General features: G+C 47.6%; 24 protein-coding genes. 4 read left to right on the top strand and 20 right to left on the bottom strand.

Annotated elements, in window-relative coordinates:
• Positions 1 to 64 precede the first annotated feature (64 nt).
• Entirely contained in the window at positions 65 to 913 is an 849-nt protein-coding gene (locus C6P39_RS14560; RefSeq protein WP_095172107.1) for a helix-turn-helix domain-containing protein, read from the bottom strand.
• A gap of 129 nt (positions 914 to 1042) precedes the next feature.
• Here C6P39_RS14560 and C6P39_RS14555 point away from each other — a divergent pair, with 129 nt between their 5' ends.
• Both C6P39_RS14555 and sigK read left to right on the top strand, forming a co-directional pair.
• Entirely contained in the window at positions 1043 to 1267 is a 225-nt protein-coding gene (locus C6P39_RS14555; protein WP_095172108.1) for a helix-turn-helix domain-containing protein, read from the top strand.
• Between the two features lie 98 nt (positions 1268 to 1365).
• Positions 1366 to 1992, top strand: a complete 627-nt coding sequence (sigK, locus tag C6P39_RS14550; RefSeq protein ID WP_065543105.1) for an RNA polymerase sporulation sigma factor SigK — start codon at positions 1366 to 1368, stop codon at positions 1990 to 1992.
• Here the strand turns inward: sigK and C6P39_RS14545 are convergent.
• The 9 genes from C6P39_RS14545 to mtaB all read right to left on the bottom strand — a co-directional run bounded on the left by C6P39_RS14545 (position 1960) and on the right by mtaB (position 8951).
• Positions 1960 to 3201, bottom strand: a complete 1242-nt coding sequence (locus C6P39_RS14545) for a peptidase U32 family protein (RefSeq protein WP_104804252.1) — start codon at positions 3199 to 3201, stop codon at positions 1960 to 1962. The two genes, sigK and C6P39_RS14545, sit on opposite strands and share 33 nt — an antisense overlap.
• A 16-nt stretch (positions 3202 to 3217) precedes the next feature.
• On the bottom strand, positions 3218 to 3859 hold the full coding sequence (locus C6P39_RS14540) for an O-methyltransferase (RefSeq protein WP_095172110.1): 642 nt from the start codon (positions 3857 to 3859) through the stop codon (positions 3218 to 3220).
• A 14-nt stretch (positions 3860 to 3873) separates the two neighbouring features.
• The gene (locus C6P39_RS14535; RefSeq protein WP_104804251.1) at positions 3874 to 4413 is read right to left on the bottom strand and encodes an endolytic transglycosylase MltG; all 540 of its coding nucleotides are present in this window, start codon (positions 4411 to 4413) and stop codon (positions 3874 to 3876) included.
• Positions 4414 to 4429: 16 nt separating this feature from the next.
• Positions 4430 to 4768: a YlbF family regulator gene (locus C6P39_RS14530; RefSeq protein ID WP_018596065.1), complete on the bottom strand. Its 339-nt coding sequence runs from the start codon at positions 4766 to 4768 to the stop codon at positions 4430 to 4432.
• Between the two features lie 4 nt (positions 4769 to 4772).
• Positions 4773 to 6440, bottom strand: a complete 1668-nt coding sequence (locus C6P39_RS14525; RefSeq protein ID WP_029470224.1) for a ribonuclease J — start codon at positions 6438 to 6440, stop codon at positions 4773 to 4775.
• A 23-nt stretch (positions 6441 to 6463) separates the two neighbouring features.
• The gene (locus C6P39_RS14520) at positions 6464 to 6730 is read right to left on the bottom strand and encodes a DUF1292 domain-containing protein (RefSeq protein WP_104804250.1); all 267 of its coding nucleotides are present in this window, start codon (positions 6728 to 6730) and stop codon (positions 6464 to 6466) included.
• A gap of 100 nt (positions 6731 to 6830) precedes the next feature.
• Entirely contained in the window at positions 6831 to 7265 is a 435-nt protein-coding gene (gene ruvX / locus C6P39_RS14515) for a Holliday junction resolvase RuvX (RefSeq protein ID WP_033142399.1), read from the bottom strand.
• Positions 7266 to 7267: 2 nt separating this feature from the next.
• The gene (locus tag C6P39_RS14510) at positions 7268 to 7540 is read right to left on the bottom strand and encodes an IreB family regulatory phosphoprotein (protein ID WP_018596061.1); all 273 of its coding nucleotides are present in this window, start codon (positions 7538 to 7540) and stop codon (positions 7268 to 7270) included.
• A 106-nt stretch (positions 7541 to 7646) separates the two neighbouring features.
• Positions 7647 to 8951 carry a tRNA (N(6)-L-threonylcarbamoyladenosine(37)-C(2))-methylthiotransferase MtaB gene (gene mtaB / locus C6P39_RS14505; RefSeq protein ID WP_104804249.1) on the bottom strand — a complete coding sequence of 435 codons (1305 nt, stop codon included), beginning with the start codon at positions 8949 to 8951 and terminating at the stop codon, positions 7647 to 7649.
• A 163-nt stretch (positions 8952 to 9114) separates the two neighbouring features.
• Between mtaB and C6P39_RS14500 the strand changes: the two genes are divergently transcribed.
• Positions 9115 to 9351, top strand: a complete 237-nt coding sequence (locus tag C6P39_RS14500) for an HPr family phosphocarrier protein (RefSeq protein ID WP_018596059.1) — start codon at positions 9115 to 9117, stop codon at positions 9349 to 9351.
• A gap of 118 nt (positions 9352 to 9469) precedes the next feature.
• Here the strand turns inward: C6P39_RS14500 and thiI are convergent, their stop codons facing one another.
• From thiI to C6P39_RS14450, 10 genes are all read right to left on the bottom strand, one after another.
• Positions 9470 to 10648 (bottom strand): tRNA uracil 4-sulfurtransferase ThiI, encoded by a 1179-nt coding sequence (gene thiI / locus C6P39_RS14495; RefSeq protein ID WP_104804248.1) that lies wholly within the window; start codon positions 10646 to 10648, stop codon positions 9470 to 9472.
• Positions 10649 to 10667: 19 nt separating this feature from the next.
• Positions 10668 to 11822, bottom strand: coding sequence for a cysteine desulfurase family protein (locus C6P39_RS14490; protein WP_104804247.1), 1155 nt, complete (start codon positions 11820 to 11822; stop codon positions 10668 to 10670).
• A 1-nt stretch (position 11823) separates the two neighbouring features.
• Positions 11824 to 12561 carry a 16S rRNA (uracil(1498)-N(3))-methyltransferase gene (locus C6P39_RS14485; RefSeq protein ID WP_104804246.1) on the bottom strand — a complete coding sequence of 246 codons (738 nt, stop codon included), beginning with the start codon at positions 12559 to 12561 and terminating at the stop codon, positions 11824 to 11826.
• Between the two features lie 12 nt (positions 12562 to 12573).
• Positions 12574 to 13527 carry a 50S ribosomal protein L11 methyltransferase gene (gene prmA, locus C6P39_RS14480; protein ID WP_104804245.1) on the bottom strand — a complete coding sequence of 318 codons (954 nt, stop codon included), beginning with the start codon at positions 13525 to 13527 and terminating at the stop codon, positions 12574 to 12576.
• Positions 13528 to 13574: 47 nt separating this feature from the next.
• Positions 13575 to 14492, bottom strand: coding sequence for an AEC family transporter (locus C6P39_RS14475; protein WP_104804244.1), 918 nt, complete (start codon positions 14490 to 14492; stop codon positions 13575 to 13577).
• Positions 14493 to 14860: 368 nt separating this feature from the next.
• Complete coding sequence (locus tag C6P39_RS14470) at positions 14861 to 16123, bottom strand: MFS transporter (RefSeq protein WP_104804243.1); 1263 nt, start codon at positions 16121 to 16123, stop codon at positions 14861 to 14863.
• Between the two features lie 16 nt (positions 16124 to 16139).
• Entirely contained in the window at positions 16140 to 18218 is a 2079-nt protein-coding gene (locus tag C6P39_RS14465) for a glycoside hydrolase family 36 protein (protein ID WP_104804242.1), read from the bottom strand.
• A gap of 91 nt (positions 18219 to 18309) precedes the next feature.
• Entirely contained in the window at positions 18310 to 19137 is an 828-nt protein-coding gene (locus C6P39_RS14460) for a carbohydrate ABC transporter permease (protein ID WP_104804241.1), read from the bottom strand.
• A gap of 12 nt (positions 19138 to 19149) precedes the next feature.
• Positions 19150 to 20037: a carbohydrate ABC transporter permease gene (locus C6P39_RS14455; RefSeq protein ID WP_104804240.1), complete on the bottom strand. Its 888-nt coding sequence runs from the start codon at positions 20035 to 20037 to the stop codon at positions 19150 to 19152.
• Positions 20038 to 20104: 67 nt separating this feature from the next.
• Positions 20105 to 21400 carry an ABC transporter substrate-binding protein gene (locus C6P39_RS14450; RefSeq protein ID WP_104804239.1) on the bottom strand — a complete coding sequence of 432 codons (1296 nt, stop codon included), beginning with the start codon at positions 21398 to 21400 and terminating at the stop codon, positions 20105 to 20107.
• A 255-nt stretch (positions 21401 to 21655) separates the two neighbouring features.
• Here C6P39_RS14450 and C6P39_RS14445 point away from each other — a divergent pair, with 255 nt between their 5' ends.
• Positions 21656 to 22498 carry an AraC family transcriptional regulator gene (locus tag C6P39_RS14445; RefSeq protein ID WP_104804238.1) on the top strand — a complete coding sequence of 281 codons (843 nt, stop codon included), beginning with the start codon at positions 21656 to 21658 and terminating at the stop codon, positions 22496 to 22498.
• Positions 22499 to 22596 lie beyond the last annotated feature (98 nt).

Raw genomic sequence — 22596 nt, 5'->3', positions numbered from 1 at the left:
ATCCTTACTGTATCACATTTTTTCTTCCTGTGCAACGAAAAGAAGAGAGGAATCTCCCCCCTCCTTATTTTTTGATACAACTTTTCCTGTACTCTCTCGGTCCCATACTGCACTTCTCCTTAAAAATATGGGAAAATGCCAGTGCATCCCTGTACCCCACCCGGGCAGCCACCTCCCCGATAGTATACTCTGTATCCCGCAGCAGTTCCTTTGCCCTGTCCAATCTCACTTGGAGAAGATACTGCTGAGGGGGACATCCTATTGCACTTCGGAACTGCCTGGTAAGGCCGCTCCGGTTCATTCCGTATTTTTTAGCAATCTGCTCGACTTTCAGATCCTGCTCCATATGTTCCTTCATGTATGCAGCGATCTCCTGCATTTTCTTTAACCTGTCATTTCCCGCCGCGTGCGGAAACTGCCCCTTTGAATACCTGTGGTCTTCGATCAGGTCGATCCATATTTTCGTTATGCGGCAGCTCTGTTCCAGACATTCCACATACCCGTCATCTTCTGATTCCAGCATACTCCGCACGGTTTTTATCAGTTCTGCCATACCATTGACGAGATGGTACGGAGCGTCCTCAAAAAAACCTGCCTCCCGGGCGCACTCCGCCACCTGGGCACCACAGGAACAAAGACGGATATAATAGAAGAGATCCTGCGCATTCCCTGCGGCTTTCACATCCGTTTCCGGGAAGACAGCCAGCACATTTCCTTCGGCCGCTTCATATTCTATTCCACCTGCCGTTATACTTCCGCGCCCTTTGGTTATGATATATAAAGCGTATTCCCCGCTTCCTGTCCGGTACGTTTCTATGCCCTGCCCCAGGCAGTTCCATTCCACAGACCGCAGACTTATGCTGCCCTGTACACAGTCTTTGCCCTGCTGCTGACTTTTGTTATTTCCGCCCATATAAACAGCCCTCTGCCTCTACTCTTTTTCCTAAGATTATAGGTCAATTTCACCCTAGAGTCAATAGGTCACAACGCCATAATTGATTATCAATGGAAAGCCATTAATAGAAAGAAATGAGGTGTATCAATGAAATCCAGATTAAAAGATTTAAGAATGGAAAAAGGATATACACAGATCAAAATGCAGCATCTGACCGGCATTGACCAAAGTGACTACTCTAAAATTGAAAACGGAAAACGCTACTATACCTTTGAACAATGCAAACGAATCGCCCTGGCACTGGATACCAGTATGGACTATCTGGCAGGCCTTACAGACGATAAAAAACCTTATCCAAGAAGCACAAACTGAATTTTTTGGCAGCCTACCCGTCCCTAAATGAGTGGGAAAAGCACAATTTGACGGATTTGCACATAGACTATAATTAAATCCCTTTGAGGTAAAGCTGCTTGAAAACATTTCTTAAGCCCTTGACTTCCGAAGAAGAGAAATATTATCTTCAAGAATACAAAAGGGGCAGCCAGGAAGCTAAAAATATTCTCATAGAGCGCAATCTGCGCCTTGTTGCACATATTGTGAAAAAATATCAAGGGGTTGAGGAAGATTTAGATGATTTGATCTCAATTGGAACCATTGGGCTTATCAAAGCCATTCATACATTCAATGGAGAGAAATCCAACCGTCTCTCCACCTATGCTGCGCGCTGTATTGACAACGAACTGCTTATGCTGCTGCGTTCCAAGAAAAAGACCAATAAAGAAGTTTCCCTCTACGAACCGATCGGAACAGACAAAGAGGGGAATGAGATAAATCTTCTGGACGTGATCGAGAATGAACCTGTAGACGTGGTGGATCATTATTCCCTGAAAGAGGATATCAAAAAGCTCTACAGCCTCCTGGACCAGGTCTTGAACGAACGTGAACTGGAGGTTCTGAAACTGCGGTACGGACTCTACGGAGAAAAGGAACTGACGCAGAGGGAAATAGCAAAGCGGCTGAATATCAGCCGCTCTTATGTCTCCCGTATTGAAAAAAATGCTGTCCTAAAGCTCCGGAACTGCTTCCTTCCGTCTTAAAATGTCGTACAGATCAAGCCCTTCACCCAGGTCCACATACAGGATCTGCCGGGGATGCGGGGCGCTCTCACAGGAATTCCCTTCCTCATCATATATGGCCTTCACAGTCACCGGGCGGTTCTCTCCGTCCGGTTTCATGACCTCTATCGTCTCTCCCACGAGGAATTTATTCCTCTGGGTGATGCGGTACAGCCCTTCCGAAGTCTTATCCTCCAGATATCCCAGATAGGTATAATCCTTGGCATAGGTATTACTGTCATATATCTGCGCTGTCTCATCCGGTTTTCCATAGAAAAATCCTGTGGTAAACTGCCTGTAGGTACAACCCATGATCTGTTCCCGGTACCAGGGCATATTCTTTTTGTAAAGCTCCGAACTGTCAAAATAGTCATCAATGGCTTTTCGGTAGGTCCTTGCCACCGTTGCCACATACAGGGCTGTCTTCATACGCCCCTCTATTTTCAGGCTGTCTATTCCCGCTGTGAGTATATCATCCATATGCTCGATCATACACAAATCTTTGGAATTGAAGATATAAGTCCCTCTCTCATTTTCAAAGACAGGCATATATTCTCCCGGTCTGGTCTCCTCCACAATGGAGTATTTCCAGCGGCAGGGGTGGGTACATGCCCCCTGGTTCGCATCTCTTCCTGTGAAGAAGTTGCTCAGCAGGCATCTTCCCGAATAAGAGATACACATAGCTCCATGGATAAAGGTTTCTATCTCCATATCCCTCGGAATATGGGCACGGATCTCCCGGATCTCCTCCAGGGAAAGTTCCCTTGCGCATACCACGCGCTTTGCTCCCAGCTCATGCCAAAACCGGTAAGTACCATAGTTGGTATTGTTGGCCTGTGTACTGATATGCCGTTCGATTTCCGGGCAGACTTCTTTTGCAATCATAAAAACACCGGGGTCTGAAATGATCAGCGCATCCGGCTTTATCTCTTTTAATTCTTCAAAATATTCCCGCACACCCTCCAGGTCCCTGTTGTGGGCCAGGATATTGGCAGTCACATACACTTTCACCCCATATCTGTGGGCAAACGTGATCCCCTCTGCCATATCCTCCATGGAAAAATTCCGGGCTTTTGCCCTCAGTCCAAATACTTCACCACCGATATATACGGCATCCGCGCCGTAGATAACAGCGATCTTCAGGACTTCCAGGCTGCTGGCGGGAATCAGTAATTCTGGTTTTTTTCTCATTTTCCTCATCCTGTTTTTATTTCTTTATACTCAAAGTCACTCCATCTCCCAGAGGCAGAATGGATGTTTCCAGTTCTTCATGGTTCTTCAGCACATAGAGATACTCCCGCATCCGCTTATAAATGGTACGGTTCCTGCGCTCCACGGCAAAATGAGACTCTATTAAATCCCCATCCTGAAGCACATTGTCAGATACCAGGATTCCCCCGGATGGCAGAAGTCTTAACACCTCGGGCAGAAAATGGATATACTGTGCCTTGGCAGCATCCATAAAAATAAGATCAAACGGCCCCTCAAGGGTTTTCAACACCTGGGCAGCATCCCCGCAAAGCAGGGTGATCTGCTCTTCTCTTCCGGCCCGTTTGAAATTTTCCCGTGCTATGGGGATCCGTTTCTCATAGTTCTCTATGGTGGTGATCTCACACTTTGCCGGCGCGTATTCGCTCATCAGAAGTGTGGAGAACCCAACAGCAGTCCCCACCTCTAAAATGAGGCGGGGACGTTTTATCTGAAGCAGTACTTTCAGGAAACTCTGCATCTCCCTGCGGATAATGGGCACCCTGTCCTCCCTGGCTTTTCTCTCCAGTTCATTGAGAAAGGGGGTGTTGCCCCGGTCCAGGGAATTGATATAAGTTACCATTCTCTCGTCAACTATCACTTTTACTTCCTCTGCTATTCTGCCTGCTGGCCTTCCTGTCCTTCACCGGTACCGGCATCTTCACCTTCCCCGGCATCTTCGCTTTCCGGCTCTGTGCCGTCTTCTCCGGTCGTCTTGGAGGTGTCCTGCACAGCGGAATTGCCGTCTGTACCGGAGCCTTGGGTAGGCTGGCCGTCCACATTTTCACGGGACAGGATCGCCATCATATCATCTGCCGTCATATTGGTATTCAGAATGTAGGTACCTGCCTGCAGCTTGTCCTTATAATTGGACAGCTTTTCCTGCACCACAAAGACCTTTGCATCCTCGATCAGCCCTTTTTTCTTCAGGATCTTGCCAATCTGATAAACAGAGGAACCATCCTTGATCACTACCGTGATGTCTGTTCCCTCCCCCTCAGCCACAGGAACTTCATTAAAGATCGCATATCCGAAATCATAGGCAGATTTGCCCACAAAAATGACGGCAAATACAATACAGGCATAAACTGCCAGCCTGAAAAAACCACTCGCCATAATAGATGCCGCACCCTGTTTTCTGATTCCTTTTGCCATGTTGTTCTCCTTATTCTTAAAGATCCGGAATATCCAGCTGTATTCCCTGATGGATGGACGCATCAATACTTTGAAGCTGTCTGCACAGCGTAAGCTCCGCTTCTAAAAAACGGTTCACCTCCGGTATCCTGCACAGCTCATCCATCTTGCTGTCTACATCATCAATCGCATCATAGAGATTGATCTCATCGCCTTCCGCCTGAATCTGATAATTCAGCTTGCGCAGTTCATCTACCTGTTCTTTCAGCCCCGGGATTGCCTTGATCTCCTCCAGAGCCGTGCAATACTGCTTGTAGACAACGCCGTTCTTGATCGCATGTACCAGCTTGTCCACGCAGACGTCGATTATACTCATTTTCCTAAGCCTCCATGATGATCGGCAGGATCATGGGGTTTCTCTTAGTCCTCTTCCATAAGAATTCACCCAGGGAGTCCTTGATGACATTCTTGATTTTGCCCCAGTCTGTTATATGCTTATCCAGGCACACATCTATGGCGTCCTCCACCACAATCCTGGCCTCATCCATCAAATCTTCGGATTCCCTCACGTACACAAATCCCCGTGAGACAATATCCGGTCCTGCCAGAAGACGGCTGGAACGCTTCTCCAGAGTCAGCACCACGATCATGATACCATCCTCTGCCAGATGCTGGCGGTCACGCAGCACGATATTTCCCACATCGCCCACGCCAAGTCCGTCAACCAGGATGGCTCCTGTGCGCACTTTGCCTGTAACTTTGGCCGGCTCCTCCTCATTCAGCTCCAGCACGTCGCCGGACTGCAGGATAAACACATTTTCCTTGGGGATCCCCAAATCCAGGGCAAGTCCTGCCTGGGCTTTCAGATGACGGTATTCACCGTGCACCGGAATGGCGTATTTGGGTTTTACCAGGGAATAGATCAGTTTGATCTCTTCCTGGCAGGCATGTCCGGATACGTGGGCATCTTGGAAGATAACGTCCGCACCTTTCATGCTCAGTTCATTGATAACCTTGGATACTGCCTTTTCATTGCCCGGAATGGGATTGGAACTGAAAATGATCGTATCATTCGGTTTAATGGTCACTTTTTTGTGAATGCTGGCTGCCATTCTGGAGAGGGCTGCCATGGATTCTCCCTGGCTTCCCGTGGTGATCAGCGTAACTTTCTCATCCGGATAATTCCGAAGCTGGTCAATCTCGATCAAAGTCTTGTCCGGGATCTTCAGATACCCCAGCTCAGAGGCCGTGCCGATAACGTTTACCATGCTCCGGCCCTCCACAGCCACCTTCCTGCCGTACTTGTATGCAGAATTGATGATCTGCTGCACCCTGTCCACATTGGAGGCAAAGGTCGCGATAATGATCCTGGTATTCTTGTGCTCTGCAAATATATTGTCAAAGGTCTTTCCAACCGTGCGCTCAGACATGGTAAATCCCTTGCGCTCCGCATTGGTACTGTCACACATCAGTGCCAGTACACCCTTCTTTCCGATTTCCGCAAACCGCTGCAGGTCAATGGCATCTCCGAATACAGGAGTATAGTCCACTTTAAAGTCACCGGTGTGCACCACGATTCCCGCAGGGGAATAGATCGCCAGTGCGGACGCATCCTGGATGCTGTGGTTTGTCTTGATAAATTCTATACGAAAGCAGCCCAGATTAATGGACTGTCCATGTTTGATCACTTTTCTCTTGGTACTTCTGAGCAAATTGTGCTCTTTAAATTTATTTTCGATTAATCCGATCGTCAGCTTTGTTGCATAGATGGGTATATTGATCTCCTTCATTACATAAGGAAGTGCACCGATATGGTCCTCGTGACCATGGGTGATAACGAATCCTTTGACTTTGTCAATATTGTCCTTCAGATAAGTGATGTCCGGTATCACAAGGTCAATTCCCAGCATATCGTCCTCGGGAAATGACAGACCGCAGTCCACTACGACAATACTGTCCTCATATTCAAAGGCAGTAATATTCATTCCTATCTGTTCCAACCCGCCCAAAGGAATGATCTTCAATTTTGAGTTGTTGTTTTTTTTCAAGTTAATTCCTCCAATTTCTCCGTTCAATTTTTAAATTCAATGTCCTCTAACATGGCCTCAAAGACTTTGTAAACCGCATCGTATTCCGTATCGTCCTCCACGAACACGTAGCAGCCTTCTTCGTCGCCATCCTCTGAAATGTCCTTTAAAATATATGCCGCTGCCCCTTCATCGTCCGAATCCTCAGGGTCCACTACCAGCAGATATACGCTTCCGTTCACTCTTGTCTGTTCCAGAATCCCTAACTCCAATTCTGTTCCGTCTTCTCCATCAAAAATAATTGTCTCCATACATTCTTCCTTTCTGTCGTTCTTTTCACGTGCATAAACGCCCAAACCCGGAAACGAGCCTTCTTTCCCTCAATAATCCAAATACGGTATCAAGCTGAAATCAAACTGTACCCGGGTTTGCTTTTGCATCCAGATAGCCCTGCAAAATAAACACTGCAGCTATCATATCCACGTATTTACTTCTGTTCTCTCGCCGTACACCGCTTTCCATGAGCGTACGGTTGGCCTCAACAGTAGTCAGCCTCTCATCCCACATGATCACAGGCAGACCGCATCTTCTCTCCAGCATTTCCTTCAGCTCAAGAGACTTCTGCGCCCGTTCTCCTATGGTGTTATTCATGTTCTTGGGAAATCCAAGAACAATCTCTTCCACCTGATATTCGCTTACAAGCTCCTCAATCCGGCGAAGGGATTTTCTAAGTTTATTTTCATCTTCCCGACGGATAATTTCGATTCCCTGGGCAGTAAGACCCAGAGGGTCGCTGATCGCCACCCCTATTGTCTTAGAGCCATAGTCAAGTCCCATGATCCTCATCATCAGTCACGCTTCCAGGATTCGTTTTTGATATACTCCTTCAAAAGCTCCTCCACTAACTCATCACGTTCTACTTTCATGATGGTGCTTCTGGCACCTTTGTAGCTGGTGATATAAGTCGGATCGCCGGACATGATGTAGCCAACAATCTGGTTTACCGGATTATATCCTTTCTCCGCCATGGCATTGTACACCAGGTCCAGGACTTCCTTTACCCGGACTTCCGGTTCTGTCTTAACTTTGAAATACTGTGTATTTCCTAAATTATTCTCCATAATCTCTCACGCCCTTATCTAAACTTATAACTATTCGGAAGCTGCCGCCGGATAGTTCTCTAAACCATACCCTTATTCTAATATATCTTGAAGGGAAATTCAACCATTATATTGCGCAAATAAAAACGCCATCTTCGACAAATCCGCCAATTTTGCCAATTTTTATGCAATTCTCAAGGTTTTCTTTTGTATCGGCTGCCACTTTTAAATACTCTCTGGTATGCCCGATCCAGTATGTTTTGCCACGGATCTCAGCCTGTTCCTCAAAGAGGATCTCCACGTTTCTGCCGAGATAATATTCCATAAACTTCTGCTTCTGCTGTCTTCCCAGATCGATCAGAATATGGCTTCTGGCTGCTTTTACCTGTTCCGGTATCTGTCCTTCCATTTGGTCGGCCCGGGTGCCTTCCCTTCTGGAATATTTGAAGATATGGGTCTCGTAAAAGTCCACGCTCTCTATCATAGCTCTGGATGCCTCAAATTCCTCCTCCGACTCCTGTGGAAATCCAACGATCACATCCGTGGTGAGAGCCGGATGTTCAAAATATTTCCGCAGCAGTGCACAGCCATCCAGATATTCCTGTGCTGCATACCTTCTGTTCATGCGTTTTAAGGTGGCATCACAGCCGCTCTGCAGGGACAAATGGAAATGAGGACATATTTTAGATAAGCTGCTTATAGTTTTGACAAATTCTTCCGTAATAATACGGGGTTCCAGAGATCCGAGGCGAATTCTTTTCACACCTTCGATCTCATGGACAGCCAGAATGAGCTGCAGAAGGGAATCCTCACAGTCCACGCCGTAGGAGCTTAAATGGATGCCTGTAAGGACAAACTCCTGGTATCCGTTCTCCACCAGCCGCTTCACCTCGTCCACGATCTCCGGCCTTCTGCGGCTTCTCACCCGCCCTCTCACATAAGGGATAATACAGTAGCTGCAGAACTGGTTGCACCCGTCCTGCACTTTCAGATAGGCCCTGGTGTGCTCCCCTGTGGAGGAAAGCTGCAGATTCTCGTATTCCACCGGTCTCTTTAAATCGATCAGTTCTTTATCCTGGCCCTTTTCCCTGTCGTACTGCCTGAGCACTGTGAGTAAATCCTGCTTTTTATTGTTGCCCAGCACAATGTCTATGGCCGGGTCAATCTGTACCTCATCTTTTTTGGCCTGTACATAACAGCCTGCTGCCACCACGATGGCATCCGGGTTCATCTTCTTTGCCTTGTGGAGCATCTGTCTTGATTTGCGGTCAGCAATGTTTGTGACTGTGCAGGTGTTGATAATATATATGTCCGCTCCGGGCGCAAAAGGCACGATCTCGTACCCTGCCTGTTCCAACATCTGCTGCATGGCCTCTAACTCGTATGCGTTGACTTTACAGCCCAGATTGTGCAATGCTACTTTCATTTTCATCCTAATCCTCTTTATCATAAAATTCGTTAAGCGTTTTGACGAATAGTCGTCAGATTCTTTGTATTTTATTTCTCCCTTTTTTATATTGACTTTTTTTGCCATAAACGGTAACATAAGTCTTGTAAGAAGCAAAAAACGGAATAGGTAAGGGAGGATTTTTCCAATGAAAACAGTAAAAATTTCACTGAATTCTATCGACAAAGTAAAATCATTCGTGAATGAAATTACAAAATTTGATTATGATTTTGATTTAGTATCCGGAAGATACGTTATCGACGCTAAGTCTATCATGGGTATCTTCAGCTTAGATTTATCAAAAGCTATTGACTTGAACATCCATGCAGCTGATGGCGCTTTAGATGACATCTTAACTGTGTTAAAACCATATTTAGTAGACTAATCGAGATTCATTCCGACAAAGCAACAACCGGGGCTGCCTGAGGGCAGTCCTTTTTTTCATTCCTAAGGAAAACCCTTTGGGGCAGATGCCGGAATCCCACATCCCGGCACCGCTGTTCTTATTCACAGATGATCGTCTCCGCTGTACTCACAGCTTCCTCCATCATCACTTCTATCTTCTCCTGAAGCTTTTCCTCAGAGCGTTTGATCACTTTCAAACTTGGCTTTGTAACAGGATGTTTGGCAACAAATATGGTACAGCAGTCCTCAAAGGGCAGGATAGATGTCTCATAAGTGTTGATCTTCAGCGCCACGTCCACGATCTCCTGCTTGTCAAAGCCGATCACCGGACGGAATACAGGCATGGTACATACCTCATTTGTAGCGGCAAGACTCTGCATGGTCTGGCTTGCCACCTGGCCGATACTCTCCCCTGTGATCAATCCCAGACAGCCGTCCTTCTCGGCAAATGCCTCCGCAATCTTCATCATATAACGGCGCATAATGATGGTCAGCTCCTCATGAGGGCATTTTTCATAAATATATAACTGAATATCCGTGAAATTGACCACATGCAGACGGATGGGACCGCTGTAGCGTGCCACCAGTTTGGCCAGGTCCACGACCTTCTGTTTCGCACGCTCGCTGGTGTACGGCGGTGCGTGGAAATACACAGCGTCAATACTAACCCCGCGCTTTGCGATCATGTATCCGGCAACCGGGCTGTCAATACCGCCTGACAGAAGGAGCATTGCCTTTCCACCGGTTCCCACAGGCATTCCCCCCGGTCCCGGGATCACCTGGGAGTACAGATATATCCTATCCCTGATCTCCACATGGATAAACACATCCGGCTTGTGCACATCCACTTTCATGTTCGGGCACGCATCCAGGATGGCTCCGCCAAGCTCTGCGTTCAGCTCCATGGAATTCATGGGATAACTTTTCTTGGTTCTTCTCACATTCATTTTAAAAGTCATGTCTTTGCTGCCGTATACTTCTTTTGTATAGGAAACCACAGCCTCTGCAAGCTGGTCATACCCCTCATCCTGCAATACAACGGCAGGACAGATGCCGTAGATACCAAACACACGCGCAAGCGCCTCCACAGTCTCCTCATAATCAAATTCGCTGCGGGCAAATACATAGATCCTGCCTCTTTCCTTCACCACATCAAAGGACCCGTCCACACTTTTCAGCACACGGCGGATCTGGTCCACCAAAGCGTCCTCAAAGATATACCGGTTCTTTCCTTTGATGGCTATCTCTGCATATTTTATTAAAAATGCTTTATACATAACTTATTCCTTTCCCTTATCAATGCCTTGCATACTTCCGAAGCACAGGCAGTACGGTTCTGATCTCCTCCAGTGTATGATCCAGCTCCTCTTTTGTGGTAAACTCACTGAGGCTGAAACGTATGGCGGACTCTCTGCGTTCCTTGTCCGCGGATATAGCAGTCATAGTGGCGCTTGCAGCCCGCTTGTGGCTGGAACAGGCGCTTCCCGCGGACACATAGATACCTTTTTCCTCCAGGGTATGCAGAAGCACTTCACTCCGCACCCCCAGGAAGCTGGCGTTCACTATATGGGGTGCCCCGTCCTCGGGTGCAGGCCCGTTGATGACTACCCGCTCCATGGCAGACAGGTTTTCTGCCAGATAGGATTTGAGTGCTCTCAGCTTTTCTATCTTTTCCTCATGATCTTCATATACCATGCGTGCTGCAATTCCAAGTCCCGCAATCCCCGGCACATTATCCGTACCGGAACGCATCCCTTTCTGCTGGCCGCCGCCCAGAATAAGGGGCTGGATCTTCACCTTTTCACTGACATATAAAAATCCTACACCCTTTGGCCCGTGGATTTTATGGCTGCTCACAGAGAGCAGGTCGATCCCCGCGCGTTTGGGATAAATCCTGTATTTTCCATAGCCCTGTATGGCATCCACATGGTACACCGTCTTTGGATTCTTCTCATGCACCAGCTTTGCCACGGCCTCCACAGGCACTACGGCTCCCACTTCATTATTCACATACATGGTGGATACCAGGATGGTATCCGGCCGGATGGCCGCCTCCAGCTCTTCCATGGAGAGATTTCCTTTCTCATCCACGGGGATCACGGTCAGATCGTACCCCTGCCCTTTCAGCCAGTCAAGAGGTGCCGAAACCGCTGCGTGCTCAAATGATGTGGTAATGATATGCTTACCCTGACGGCAGTTGGCAAGTGCCGTGCCCACCAAAGCCCAGTTGTCTGATTCTGTTCCTCCGGAAGTGAAGAAAATCTCCTTTTCCTGTACTTTCAGAGTTTTGGCAATGGCTGCTGCTGCTTCCTTCACATACTTTTCCGCCTCCACGCCCTTTAAATGCATAGCTGACGGGTTGCCGTAATCCTCGGTCATGGTCTTCACCACAATGTCCTTTACTTCATCAAAACATTTTGTGGTGGCTGAGTTGTCCAGATACGCTTCCATGTTATTCCTCCAATGCAAACATCAGGACAGAGAGGACTGTAAGCCCTGCTGTCTCTGTCCGCAAGATTCTTTTTCCCAGTGTGATGGCCTTTGCTCCCATTTCCACTGCCATACGCACCCCTTCCTCGTCAAACCCGCCCTCCGGTCCAATGAAAATGCCGATAGACCCGCCCGGTTCTATCTGAGCAATGATCTCCTTGGTCTTTCTCATGCCTTCCGCCAGCTCATAGGGAAGAAGCACAATGTCCAGTTCCTTTGCCTGTTCTATCGCCTGGCTAAAACGCATGACAGGTTTTACTTCCGGCACATACATGCGTTTTGACTGCTTCGCCGCGCTGCCTGCAATGGCCTGCCAGCGGCGGATCTTGTTCTCTTCTTTTTTGCCTTCCAGCTTAACCACGGCCCGCCTGGTCGCCACGGGAATGATCTCATGCACGCCCAGTTCCACTGCTTTCTGGATGATCAGCTCCATCTTATCACCTTTGGGAAGACCCTGAAACAGATAAATCCTGGAAGACAGCTCATAACCGGCCTCCTGCACATACATCACATGCGCCAGGACTTCCTCTGTTCCCATCTCCTCAATGTAACAGGCATACTCCAGATTATCCCCGGAGCTTATGAGGATCTCCTCACCTGTCTTCATGCGCAGCACATTTTTTATATGGTTCACATCACTGCCCTGAATGCGGATGGTATGCTCCTCCACCTGGGAAGGCTCTACGAAAAAACGGTACATGGATCACACTCCTTAATTCTTTCTGGCGGTCACAGACACCCACTCGCCCTGATAGGTCACCTCCAGGACCTCAAGGCCGGCATCCTTCACTGCCTTCACCACAGTTTCTTCCTTATTATCAATAATTCCTGACGTGATATAAATGCCGCCCTTTTTCATCTGGTTCAGAATGACCGGAGTGAGGGGTACCAGCACATCGGCCAGAATATTGGCAGCCACAATATCGTATTTTTCATACCCCACCTTGTCCTGGACGGTTTTGTCATCAATGATGTTTCCGATCATCATGTCAAAGCTCTCAGGCGGAATATCATTTACTTCCTTATTTTCCTCCACAGCGGGAACTGCACAAGGGTCCAAGTCTGTCCCCACAGCGTGTTTTGCTCCCAGTTTCAGGGCTACGATGGAAAGGATGCCGCTTCCGGTGCCCACATCCAGAAGTTCTGTCTCGGGCGTCACATATTTCTTGAGCTGACGGATGCAGAGCTGTGTGGTCTCATGCATCCCCGTGCCAAATGCAGTACCCGGATCAATATGGATGATCATGCGGTCTTTGTCCTCATCCTTCACCTCTTCCCAGGAAGGAATGATCAGGATATCATCCACATAGAACTGTTTGAAATACTGTTTCCAGTTGTTGATCCAATCCTTGTCCTCTGTCTGGGAGGTGGTTACGGTTCCCTCTCCGATATCCACAAAATTGCGAAGTTCCTCTAATTCAGCTTCCACTTTTTGCAGCATTTCCTCCACGTTTTCATCCTCATCCAGATAGAAGTTCAGATAGGCCACCCCGTCATCCTCCGGCATGTCCGGCAGGATATCCACAAACATCTGTTTTTTATCCTCCTCGGTCAAAGGCTGTTTATCCTCTATCTCCGCACCCTGAATGCCGATATCCGCCAGTGTGGATATAATAATGTCCTCCGCGTCGGTTCTTGTTTTCAGTGTGAATTTATTCCATTTCATATATCATATTCTCCTTTCCGGCTGCCTCTGCAGTCCGTGAGATCAAACTATACAAATAAAAACACCAGGGAGATCGTGGCTGCCGAAAGCACGGTAGACAAAATGATTCCCTCGGATATGGTCGTTGTTTCTTTCCCATACTGCTCTGCCATCATCATGGGCATGTTCGCCACCGGCAGAGACATCATAAGTACAATGGAAGCCCTCATAATATAATCCGGCAAAAACGGTTTTAACAGCAGGGCCAGGGCTATAGGCACTACAATAAAACGGATGGCAGTAAAAAGCAGAAGCCTTTTGTTTTTAAACACACTGCCCAGATTCATTCCCACCAGAGACATGCCGATCACGAGCAGGGATAAAAGGGTGCAGGCATTGCCGCAGTAATTTACCAGTGACTGCAGATCCGCCGGGATCTTTATATTGAACCAATAGATAATGAATGCAAGGATGCAGGCAATAAATCCGGGGCTGAAGATGTCGGTCCAGGACTGCTCCACCCCTTCTACGCCTTTTTTCACCAGCATGATCCCAAAGGTGAAGATCACCACATTGAACAGAAAGTTAAAGACGATCACATACACCATGGATTTCGGCCCAAGCACTGCAGACGCCACCGGCAGTCCGATAAAACCCAGATTGCCGAATACGGTCATCAGAATGTATGCCTCTCTCTGGGAAACAGGCACCCGCAGGATTTTTGTCAGAGTATATCCCAGTATTATGAGAAAGGCAAAGCAAAGAATGCCGATCAGGGCAACCAGGCCCACATTTTTTCTGGATATGGAGGTCAGGTCACTGAACATGCTGGAAATGATCAGAGCCGGGGAGCAGAGGTTTAATACCAGTGCTGACATGTCTTTGGATGCAGCGGAAGATATAATGCGCCTTTTGTGCAGGAAAAAACCTGCCATGATCAATGCGAATATTATTATCATCTGCTTCATAACTACAAGACCGCTCATTTTTTATACACTCTCCGCTTTTGTATTCAATATTCCTATTATATATAAAAAATTTGAGGATTGCAATGATAAATAGAATTGGGTTTTAGAATTGCGATTTAGAATCAAGGGGGGACGGAAACAGGGCAGGAAGGGGCCGGGGATGTATCTTTGCAGCCGCTCGACGTTCCAGAACCTGTGAACTAACCAATAACTGCGGCTAAGACGGTCACCAGAGGGTTCCCGCCTAAGTCTCCGTAATTGGTGGATTTCACAGAACCTTCCACTTAACCTCGCTGCTGCAAAGATACATCCCCGGCCCCTTCCTGCCCTGTTTCCTGGTTTTCTATGGCGGTAGATAGTATTTTAAAAAAATCATATTGTTACTGTTATCCGGATATTCTTTTTGCTGTTACTCTGGCTTTTCTGCAGAGAAGGACAGTGAAAAACTGGAATACGGTGAGTAGGAGCAGGCTTGCGAGTTGTGCCTGTAGTGCACCGTGGAAAATGGTGTTGACCACAGCGAAGGCGAAGAGTCCCGCACATCTTCCCACTACCACGAATACCTCGTGGAATGCCAGTAGTTCGGGTGTGTACTGCTCTGCTTCCGGTACGCTTTGGGATATGTCAAAAAAGGTTGTGTAGCAGGATATTTCTATCATACCCGCGAAAAATGCATTGATGACGGCAAACACTACCACCATCACCGGATTGACGGCCCATAGGCTTATCAGGGAAACGCCGGTTAGGATGCAGATAGCGGCCACCATGTATTTCTGCCTATTGTCAGGCCGTATAAAATGGCTCATAAACCAGAAGCACAGAATGGAGGCCGCGCCGCTCAGAAAGGAATTGCACCCGATCAGAAACTCGTTTTTTACCAGTTGGTATAGGATCATGTTGAGGATGAACATGAAGGTTCCCTCCCGGACACCTTTCATGGTCTCTCCCAGCAGGCCGTAGAGTATTTGGCGTTTTTGGCAGATCAGCTTCAGGAATTTCAGATAGTGTACTCCGGGCTTTTCCCGGTGACGGATTTCATTTGGAAGCCGGAAAACTGCCAGCAGTGTTGCGAACGCCACCAGGAAAGCCACTATGAAAACAACCACATAGCCTTTTACACCTCCGATAAGAGAGATAAGGCTTCCTGAGAAAAGGGGGACCAGCAGATTGACTGCTGCGCTGAAAATGCTGATGATTCCCATGCCGCTGTCTCTGTTCCAGGTCTCTGTGCAGGACAGGATCATCCTGCCGTAGCTGATGTAATAAAATCCGTCTGCCATGCCGTTGGCAAGCCCAAACAGCATATAATACTGCCCCACCCGGTCCTGAAAAAGGATGTAGCACAGATACAGAAGGTTGTATCCCAGAATACCGATGACGGCTGTGACTTTGCTCTGTGTCCGGTGCATGATGTGGGCAGATAAAAGCATCATGACGGCGCAGGCAGCAAAGATCGCGCCATTGTAAAACAGAGTGGAATTGATGCTCCCTGTCTGGTTCATCAGCAGTGTATTGATAAAGATGCCGGGTATTCTGGTAAATACCAGGAACAGGGTGTGTACCAGAAGGAACTGGTAGTAATGGTGCCCCAGCGCGGTTCCCCCCAGCACATATTTGATTTTTCTTTTTATGCTGTGTTCTCTTTTCACTACATAAATGCCTCACTTAGCCCATGCGGCTAAAAGTAAATACTCTTGCTGTTTTAGGTTCTAATTTAATATGGAGACACTCCGTATCCGCTTTATATTTGTAATCGGTTTTCATATCCACGGGATACATGCATCTAACATCTTTTACCTGACAGCCATTCTTCTGAAGGGGAATGCGGAATTCTTTTTCCCCTTCACCTTTGGTCCTCCATACAGCCAGGTAGCATCTGTCCCCGCACTGCATTCCATAGCTCAGGTATTCGTCAGAAAAGGATGCAAGCCCTGTGGGCCAGAAGGGAAGGCCTTCTTTAATGTCTTCTCGTATCTCTTTATATAAGCGGATCCCATCCGTCACATGGCGCATCCTGCTATCCCCGATCTGTCCCAGATACCCGCTCTGGTGGATGCGCAGAAGCATGGCATTTACCATGTTGAAGACAGCCTCCTCGTCTGTTCCCCGGATGAGAGGATAGGACCAGATTGCAGCCTGTTCCGGCGCACACGCTGTAGCACAGTTTGCTGCAATGGCTGCCATTTTAATATAATCTGTCTGGTCTGTGACGGACTGGATGCTCTGCCTGGAGAGCATGGAATACTCCATGCGCATACCGCCGCTGCTGCAGTTTTCGATGATCAGATCCGGATAGGTTTCAAACACCCGGTCAAGCCAGGCCAGATATGCGCGGTTGTGCTCCAGCAGTCCCGCGCCGGCGCTGTCTGCATCCCGGTCTGTACCCACACCGCAGTCTATGTTATAGTCCATCTTAATGTAGCCAACCCCGTATTCCTCCACGAGACGTTTGATCACGCCCATGGCGTACTCCTGTACCTGGGGATTTCTGAAATCCAGCTGGTATCTGCAGTGGTCAATAATGGCCTGCCCGTTTCTCTGGAAAAACCAGTCTTTTGGCACCTTATCCACCATAGGGCACTTGGTTCCCATGACCTCCAGCTCCAGCCACAGACCGGGTATCATATCACGGCTTCTGATATATTGAATGACCTCCCCGATACCTCCCGGAAACCTTTTTAGGCTGGGCAGCCATTCTCCCACGCCATCCCACCAGTGACCGTCAGAATACCACCCGCAGTCCACACAGAAATACTCGCAGCCCGCCTCTTTCGCCGCGTCGATCAGGGGCTTTAACACCTCTGTTGTGGGGTCGCCCATCAGACAGTTCATATAATCATTAAAGATAACCGGAAGCGTCTCATTGTCCTTGTTCTGCCTCCTGATCCTTCTCCTGTACTGTGTCATGGCTCCTATGCTCTCCTGGAATTCCCCGCCTGTCATGGCAACCGCACAGGGAACGGAGGTAAAGTTTTCCCCCGGACGCAGGTTTATCATCCAGCCGTTTTCCTGGAACGTGGGTCCTGCGATCTGGAGATACAACTGTTCATTAATATCGCTGATCTCCCAGTGCCAGGAGCCGCTGGTCTCTATCTCCCAGGTCATGGATGTATCCGTCTCTGTGTTGTAATAACAGCCCATTGGCAGGAATTCGTCGCATCCCCAGCTTCCTGTCTTGCTGTAGGAGATGCGCTTCATGGAAAAAGTATTTACAACGTCATATCCCAGTTCGTTTAATGTATATTTTTTCCACTGTGCCTCCCCAAACCATGTATTATGGGGAATGTAAAGCAGCCCATTCTTGTCGCGGGGCTGTTGGCATCCACCGGAAAGGCCCGTAAAGGCAAAGGAGGACAGGTACTCCACCGGGTAGGTTCTTTTCCCTCGGTTTTTCAGCTCGTTCCAGCACCTCACAACAGGAATATCGTTGTAGAACTGCATATGTGTGATCAGTTTCAATCCTTCATAGTCCTGCTGTATCTCCAGCTTCCTGCCATATTCATTTTCATGATCCGTATGGGTCTCATATTTCATAAGCAGGGACGGGCTGCTGCCCGTGTGTTTATTTCCGTGATGGTCGCACTGGTCAAATCCGCTGGCCTGCATCTCTGCCAGTGTGCAGACATGCAGGTCCTCCTGCGCAGTCTCTGTCCTCTCCGGACAGCGGGAAAAGTGGGTGAACGCTGCCGCCTTTCCTTTTTCCAGTACCAAATTCATATAAATGCCGTTTTCAGCAATCTGCATTGTTGTTTTCTCCTTTATTCTAAGTTAATGGTGGGGGCAAAAGCACCCCGGCGGGAACGTGTGTGTTTTCCCACTATGCTCAAGCCGTATATCAGCCCTTGATCCCCGTCTGGGCAATTCCTTCAATAAACTGTTTCTGACACAAAATGTAGATGACAAGCATGGGCACCGTGGCAATGACACTGCCTGCCATCATGGCCCCCTTGTTGGTGTGGCACACACCCTGCAGAACACTCAGGCCTGCGGAAAGGGGCATGTGATTCAGATCATTATTGGCGATCAGGGGCCACATCAGATCTTTCCAGGCAAACAGGGCCGTAAAAATAGCCAGGGATGCAATGGTGGATTTTGTGATAGGAACCATGATCTTTATAAAGGTCTGCCACGGATTACAACCATCCAGTATAGCGGCTTCCTCCAGTTCCTTTGGCAGTGACATGTACTGCTGCCTGAGCAGGAAGGTTCCAAAAGCACTGACCAGAGCCGGGAATACCAGGGCAAATACGGTATTCAGCATATTGATCTTGGACAGCATCATATACTGGGGAACAATGAAGATCTGTCCCGGCACCATCATCTGCAGCAGCACGATCCCAAACAGAAGGTTCTTAAAAGGAAACTGAAGCCTGGCGAACCCGTAGCCGGCCATACTTGAAAAGATCACCGCGCACAGCACTCGCCCCGCTATCATCAGCAGCGTATTTCCATACAGCCGCAGAAATGGCACAGCGTCCAGAGCCTGGCGGAAATTCTCTGTATTTTCAAAACTGGACGGAAAGATCCGCATGGGTATCATCATCTGCTCCCCCACTGTTTTAAAGGAAGACAAAACCATCCAGAAGAACGGAAAAAGCATAATGATACTGCCGGTTATCAAAATAACATGTGTTCCTACATGTATTTGTCTCTTTTTCTGCATACTTTTTTCCTCCTAATCGTAATGCACCATCTTTTTCTGGGCTGCGAACTGTACTGCTGTAAATATCATGATCACACAGAGGGCGATAATGGAGATGGCGGAGGCATAGGGCTTATCCTGTACCACAAACGCCTCCCTGTAATACTGAAACATGATGGTCCGCACAGAGTCCATAGCTTTTGATGTGTTGTTTCCATACAGCATGTAAATAAGGTCAAACTGGGTCAGAGAACCGATAAATCCTGTTATTGTCAGGAAAAATACACTGGGTGAGATAAGCGGCACAGTTATCTTAAAAAGCTTTACAAAACTATTGGCGCCGTCAATGGCTGCCGCCTCATAATAGGTTTTCGGCACGTTTGTGATCGCCACGATCAAAATGATGATCTGCTGCCCCATTCCTCCCCAGATGGCAATAATGACAATGGACAGCATGGCGTATTTCGGATCATTTAACCAGGAATGGGTCCGGAATCCCAGTCCTCCCAGAAGCTGGTTCAAAGCTCCGAACTCTGTATTATAAAGCCAGGACCATACCATGGCCACCGCCGCGGGAGCTGCCACCATAGGCGTAAAATAGATCACCCGGTACACACCGGTCCCCCTGATCTTTTTGCTCATAAGCCATGCAAGCAACAGACTGATAAATATCCCTCCCGGCACCGATAGAGCCGAGAATATCAATGTGTTTCTGAGGCCGATCCACACTTCCCTATCCTGGAATACCCGGATATAATTCTGAAGTCCGGTAAATATATACTCGTCAAATCCTGTACTCTGGGAAAAGCTTAGGATCATGGTCTTGATAATAGGATAAATATTCAGAATCAGCAGGCCGATGATGGTCGGCGCGATAAAGAAATACCCCCAGAGCCATTTCTTTACTTTTCTTTTTTTCATCTCTTCACCCTCCATTAGAACAGGGCTGCCCAGCACACCCGGCTGAAGGCAGCCCCATTATCAGAGTCTATTTTTCTTTTGCAAGTATCTCATTCATTTCTTTGGACGCATCTATGAATCCATCCTTCGGAGAGATCTCTCCGTTCAGGATCTTTGCCACATAGTCATTCATCACTGCCTCCCACTGGGATTTTGACTCTGTGCCCACAAACTGCACACCGTAATCCAGGCCGTCCAGAATAACTTTTGTATCGTACTCCGCTTCATGTGCCTTGCTCCAGTCTTCTTCCACACCGTTAAAAGCCGGGATCGCAGGACCGTTTACGGCATCCTTCATTCCCTGTTCGCTGCTGGCATATGCCACGAATTTCTTAGCCGCGTCCATATTTTTGCAGTTCTTTGGTATGGACAAGGCGATTCCGTTACTCTGGGTGGCTTTCACACCTTCCGGTCCGGCCGGGAGCGGTGCAATGGCGAACTTGTCTTTCATAATCTCATTGTCCGTATAATTGTTGAGCTGCCAGTTTCCCTGGAACTGCATGGCAACGGTTCCGGTGGCAAACATGCTGATATAATCCACTTCCGCCTGCATTTCCTGGGACGGAGAATACTGCTGCAGCTTTACGAAAAAGTCCATAGCCTCAATAGATTTGGGATTGTCCAGGCCTGATACGTTCTTTGCCTCGTCAATGATGCTTCCGCCGTTCTGATAGAGCAGATTTCCCCAGCTCTCCTGGCTGTTATTGTAGGCATTAAATCCGTAAATCCCTTTTTCTTTGTCGGTAAGTTTCTGCGCTGCTTCCTCTAAGTCAGCCCAGGTCCAGGAGTCATCCGGATATGCCACCCCGGCATTATCAAAAATTTCTTTATTATATACCAGTATCACGCAGTCCTTATCTTTCGGAACACCGTAGTGTTTATCCTCCGTTGTGAAAAGCCTGGTGATCCCTTCCGGGTAGTTGTCATAGCTGAAGGTATCGTCTATCTCCGCCAGGTCATCAAGCTGCGCCAGCTTATCCCCATTCACATATTTAGCAATGGTATTGGTGTGCATGGTTACAATATCTGCCATGTTTCCACTGGTGGCAGCCGCCTCCAGCTTTGTCCAGTATTCGCCCCAGGGGGTGATCTGGATCTCCACTTTGATGTCCGGATATACCTTATTGAAACCGTCGATGGTGGCCTGGATGGAATCCTTCTGGTTTTCATTCCACGTTGCATAGGTGAGCGTCACACCGTCTTTGCTGCCCCCTGTCTTCTCTTTTTCTCCTACCCCTGCATCGCTGCTGCCTGTGCCGCACGCACACAGAGAACCTGCCATAAGTGCTGCCAATAAGAAACTCCCATACTTTTTATTCTTCATGATTCTTCTCCTGTTCCTTTATTTTTTTCGTTTTTGCTGCTGCCCGCTGTGCACACACGGTATATGTATTTCCTGCTGCTTATGTATGGAATTATAATATTGTAGCCTCTCTTTTTGCTACCTTCAAAAATTGCATATTGCCAAATATAACAAGCTATTATCTATGACATACTTTTGCTTTCTCAAATGATATATTTAAACACAAGGCTTTTCGTTAATTTGTATATTTTTCATATAAAAGGAGAGGATAAGGATATGAATTATGAATATGAGATTCTAGATGCGGCAAACGTTCTTTTGCCGGAAGAGATATTTTATCTCAATCTGACCCACCATGATATGGAATATCATGTACATGCCCCAGGGTCCGTGGAATTAAATTATATAGTAGACGGTGAATGTTTCTATGACATTGACAGTGAGATTTTCCCTGTCAAAAAAAGAAGCCTGATACTTGTAAACGGACATATCCCCCACAAACTCATCTGTACATCCCCCTGTATCAATATGAGCATCAACTGCTATCAACATACACTTTCACCCAATTTCGGTACACTGTGTGATCTGACCACAGCTTATCCGGCGCTAACTTCTGTTTTGGACAGCCTGAAAACAGGCATTATACTCCCCAATGCCAAAAATATATACCCGCTGATGCAGCTCATCTTTCATGAATTTGGTCATGGCAAAGACCCTTATTATATGAATCTGCTGCTCAACAATGTGCTTATCCTCATACAGAAGCAGATGTCCACCACGGACCCCACTCCCGCACAGATTTATGTGGAAAAAGTAAAGAATTATATCCATTACCATTATTTCAGTATAAAAGATATTGACGAGATCGCAGACTTCGCCGCGCTGAACAAGGTCTATCTGCAGAAAATCTTCAAGCGGGAAACCGGCACAACGCTCTGGAATTATCTCACCCGGTTCCGGCTTGATAAAGCGGCATATCTGCTTTGTAATTCTGACATCCCTATAGGGGATATTGATGAGATGATAGGGATCAATTCAAGACAAAATTTTTATCTCCTGTTCAAAAAAATATACGGTATGTCACCTTCCGAATACAAACGGATCCACAAAAAGTCTTAAAGTAAATTGGATGATCCCCCTCAGAAACAGTGCATCACACGCTGCTCCCCCTCCATGATCCAGACAAAAAAAGCAGAGATATAATCCCCTAAAAAGAT

Source organism: Blautia marasmi (assembly GCF_900258535.1).
Lineage (GTDB): Bacteria > Bacillota > Clostridia > Lachnospirales > Lachnospiraceae > Blautia > Blautia hominis.
The sequence above is the reverse complement of the archived record's forward strand: the minus strand, read 5'-3'. Positions and strand labels throughout refer to the sequence as shown.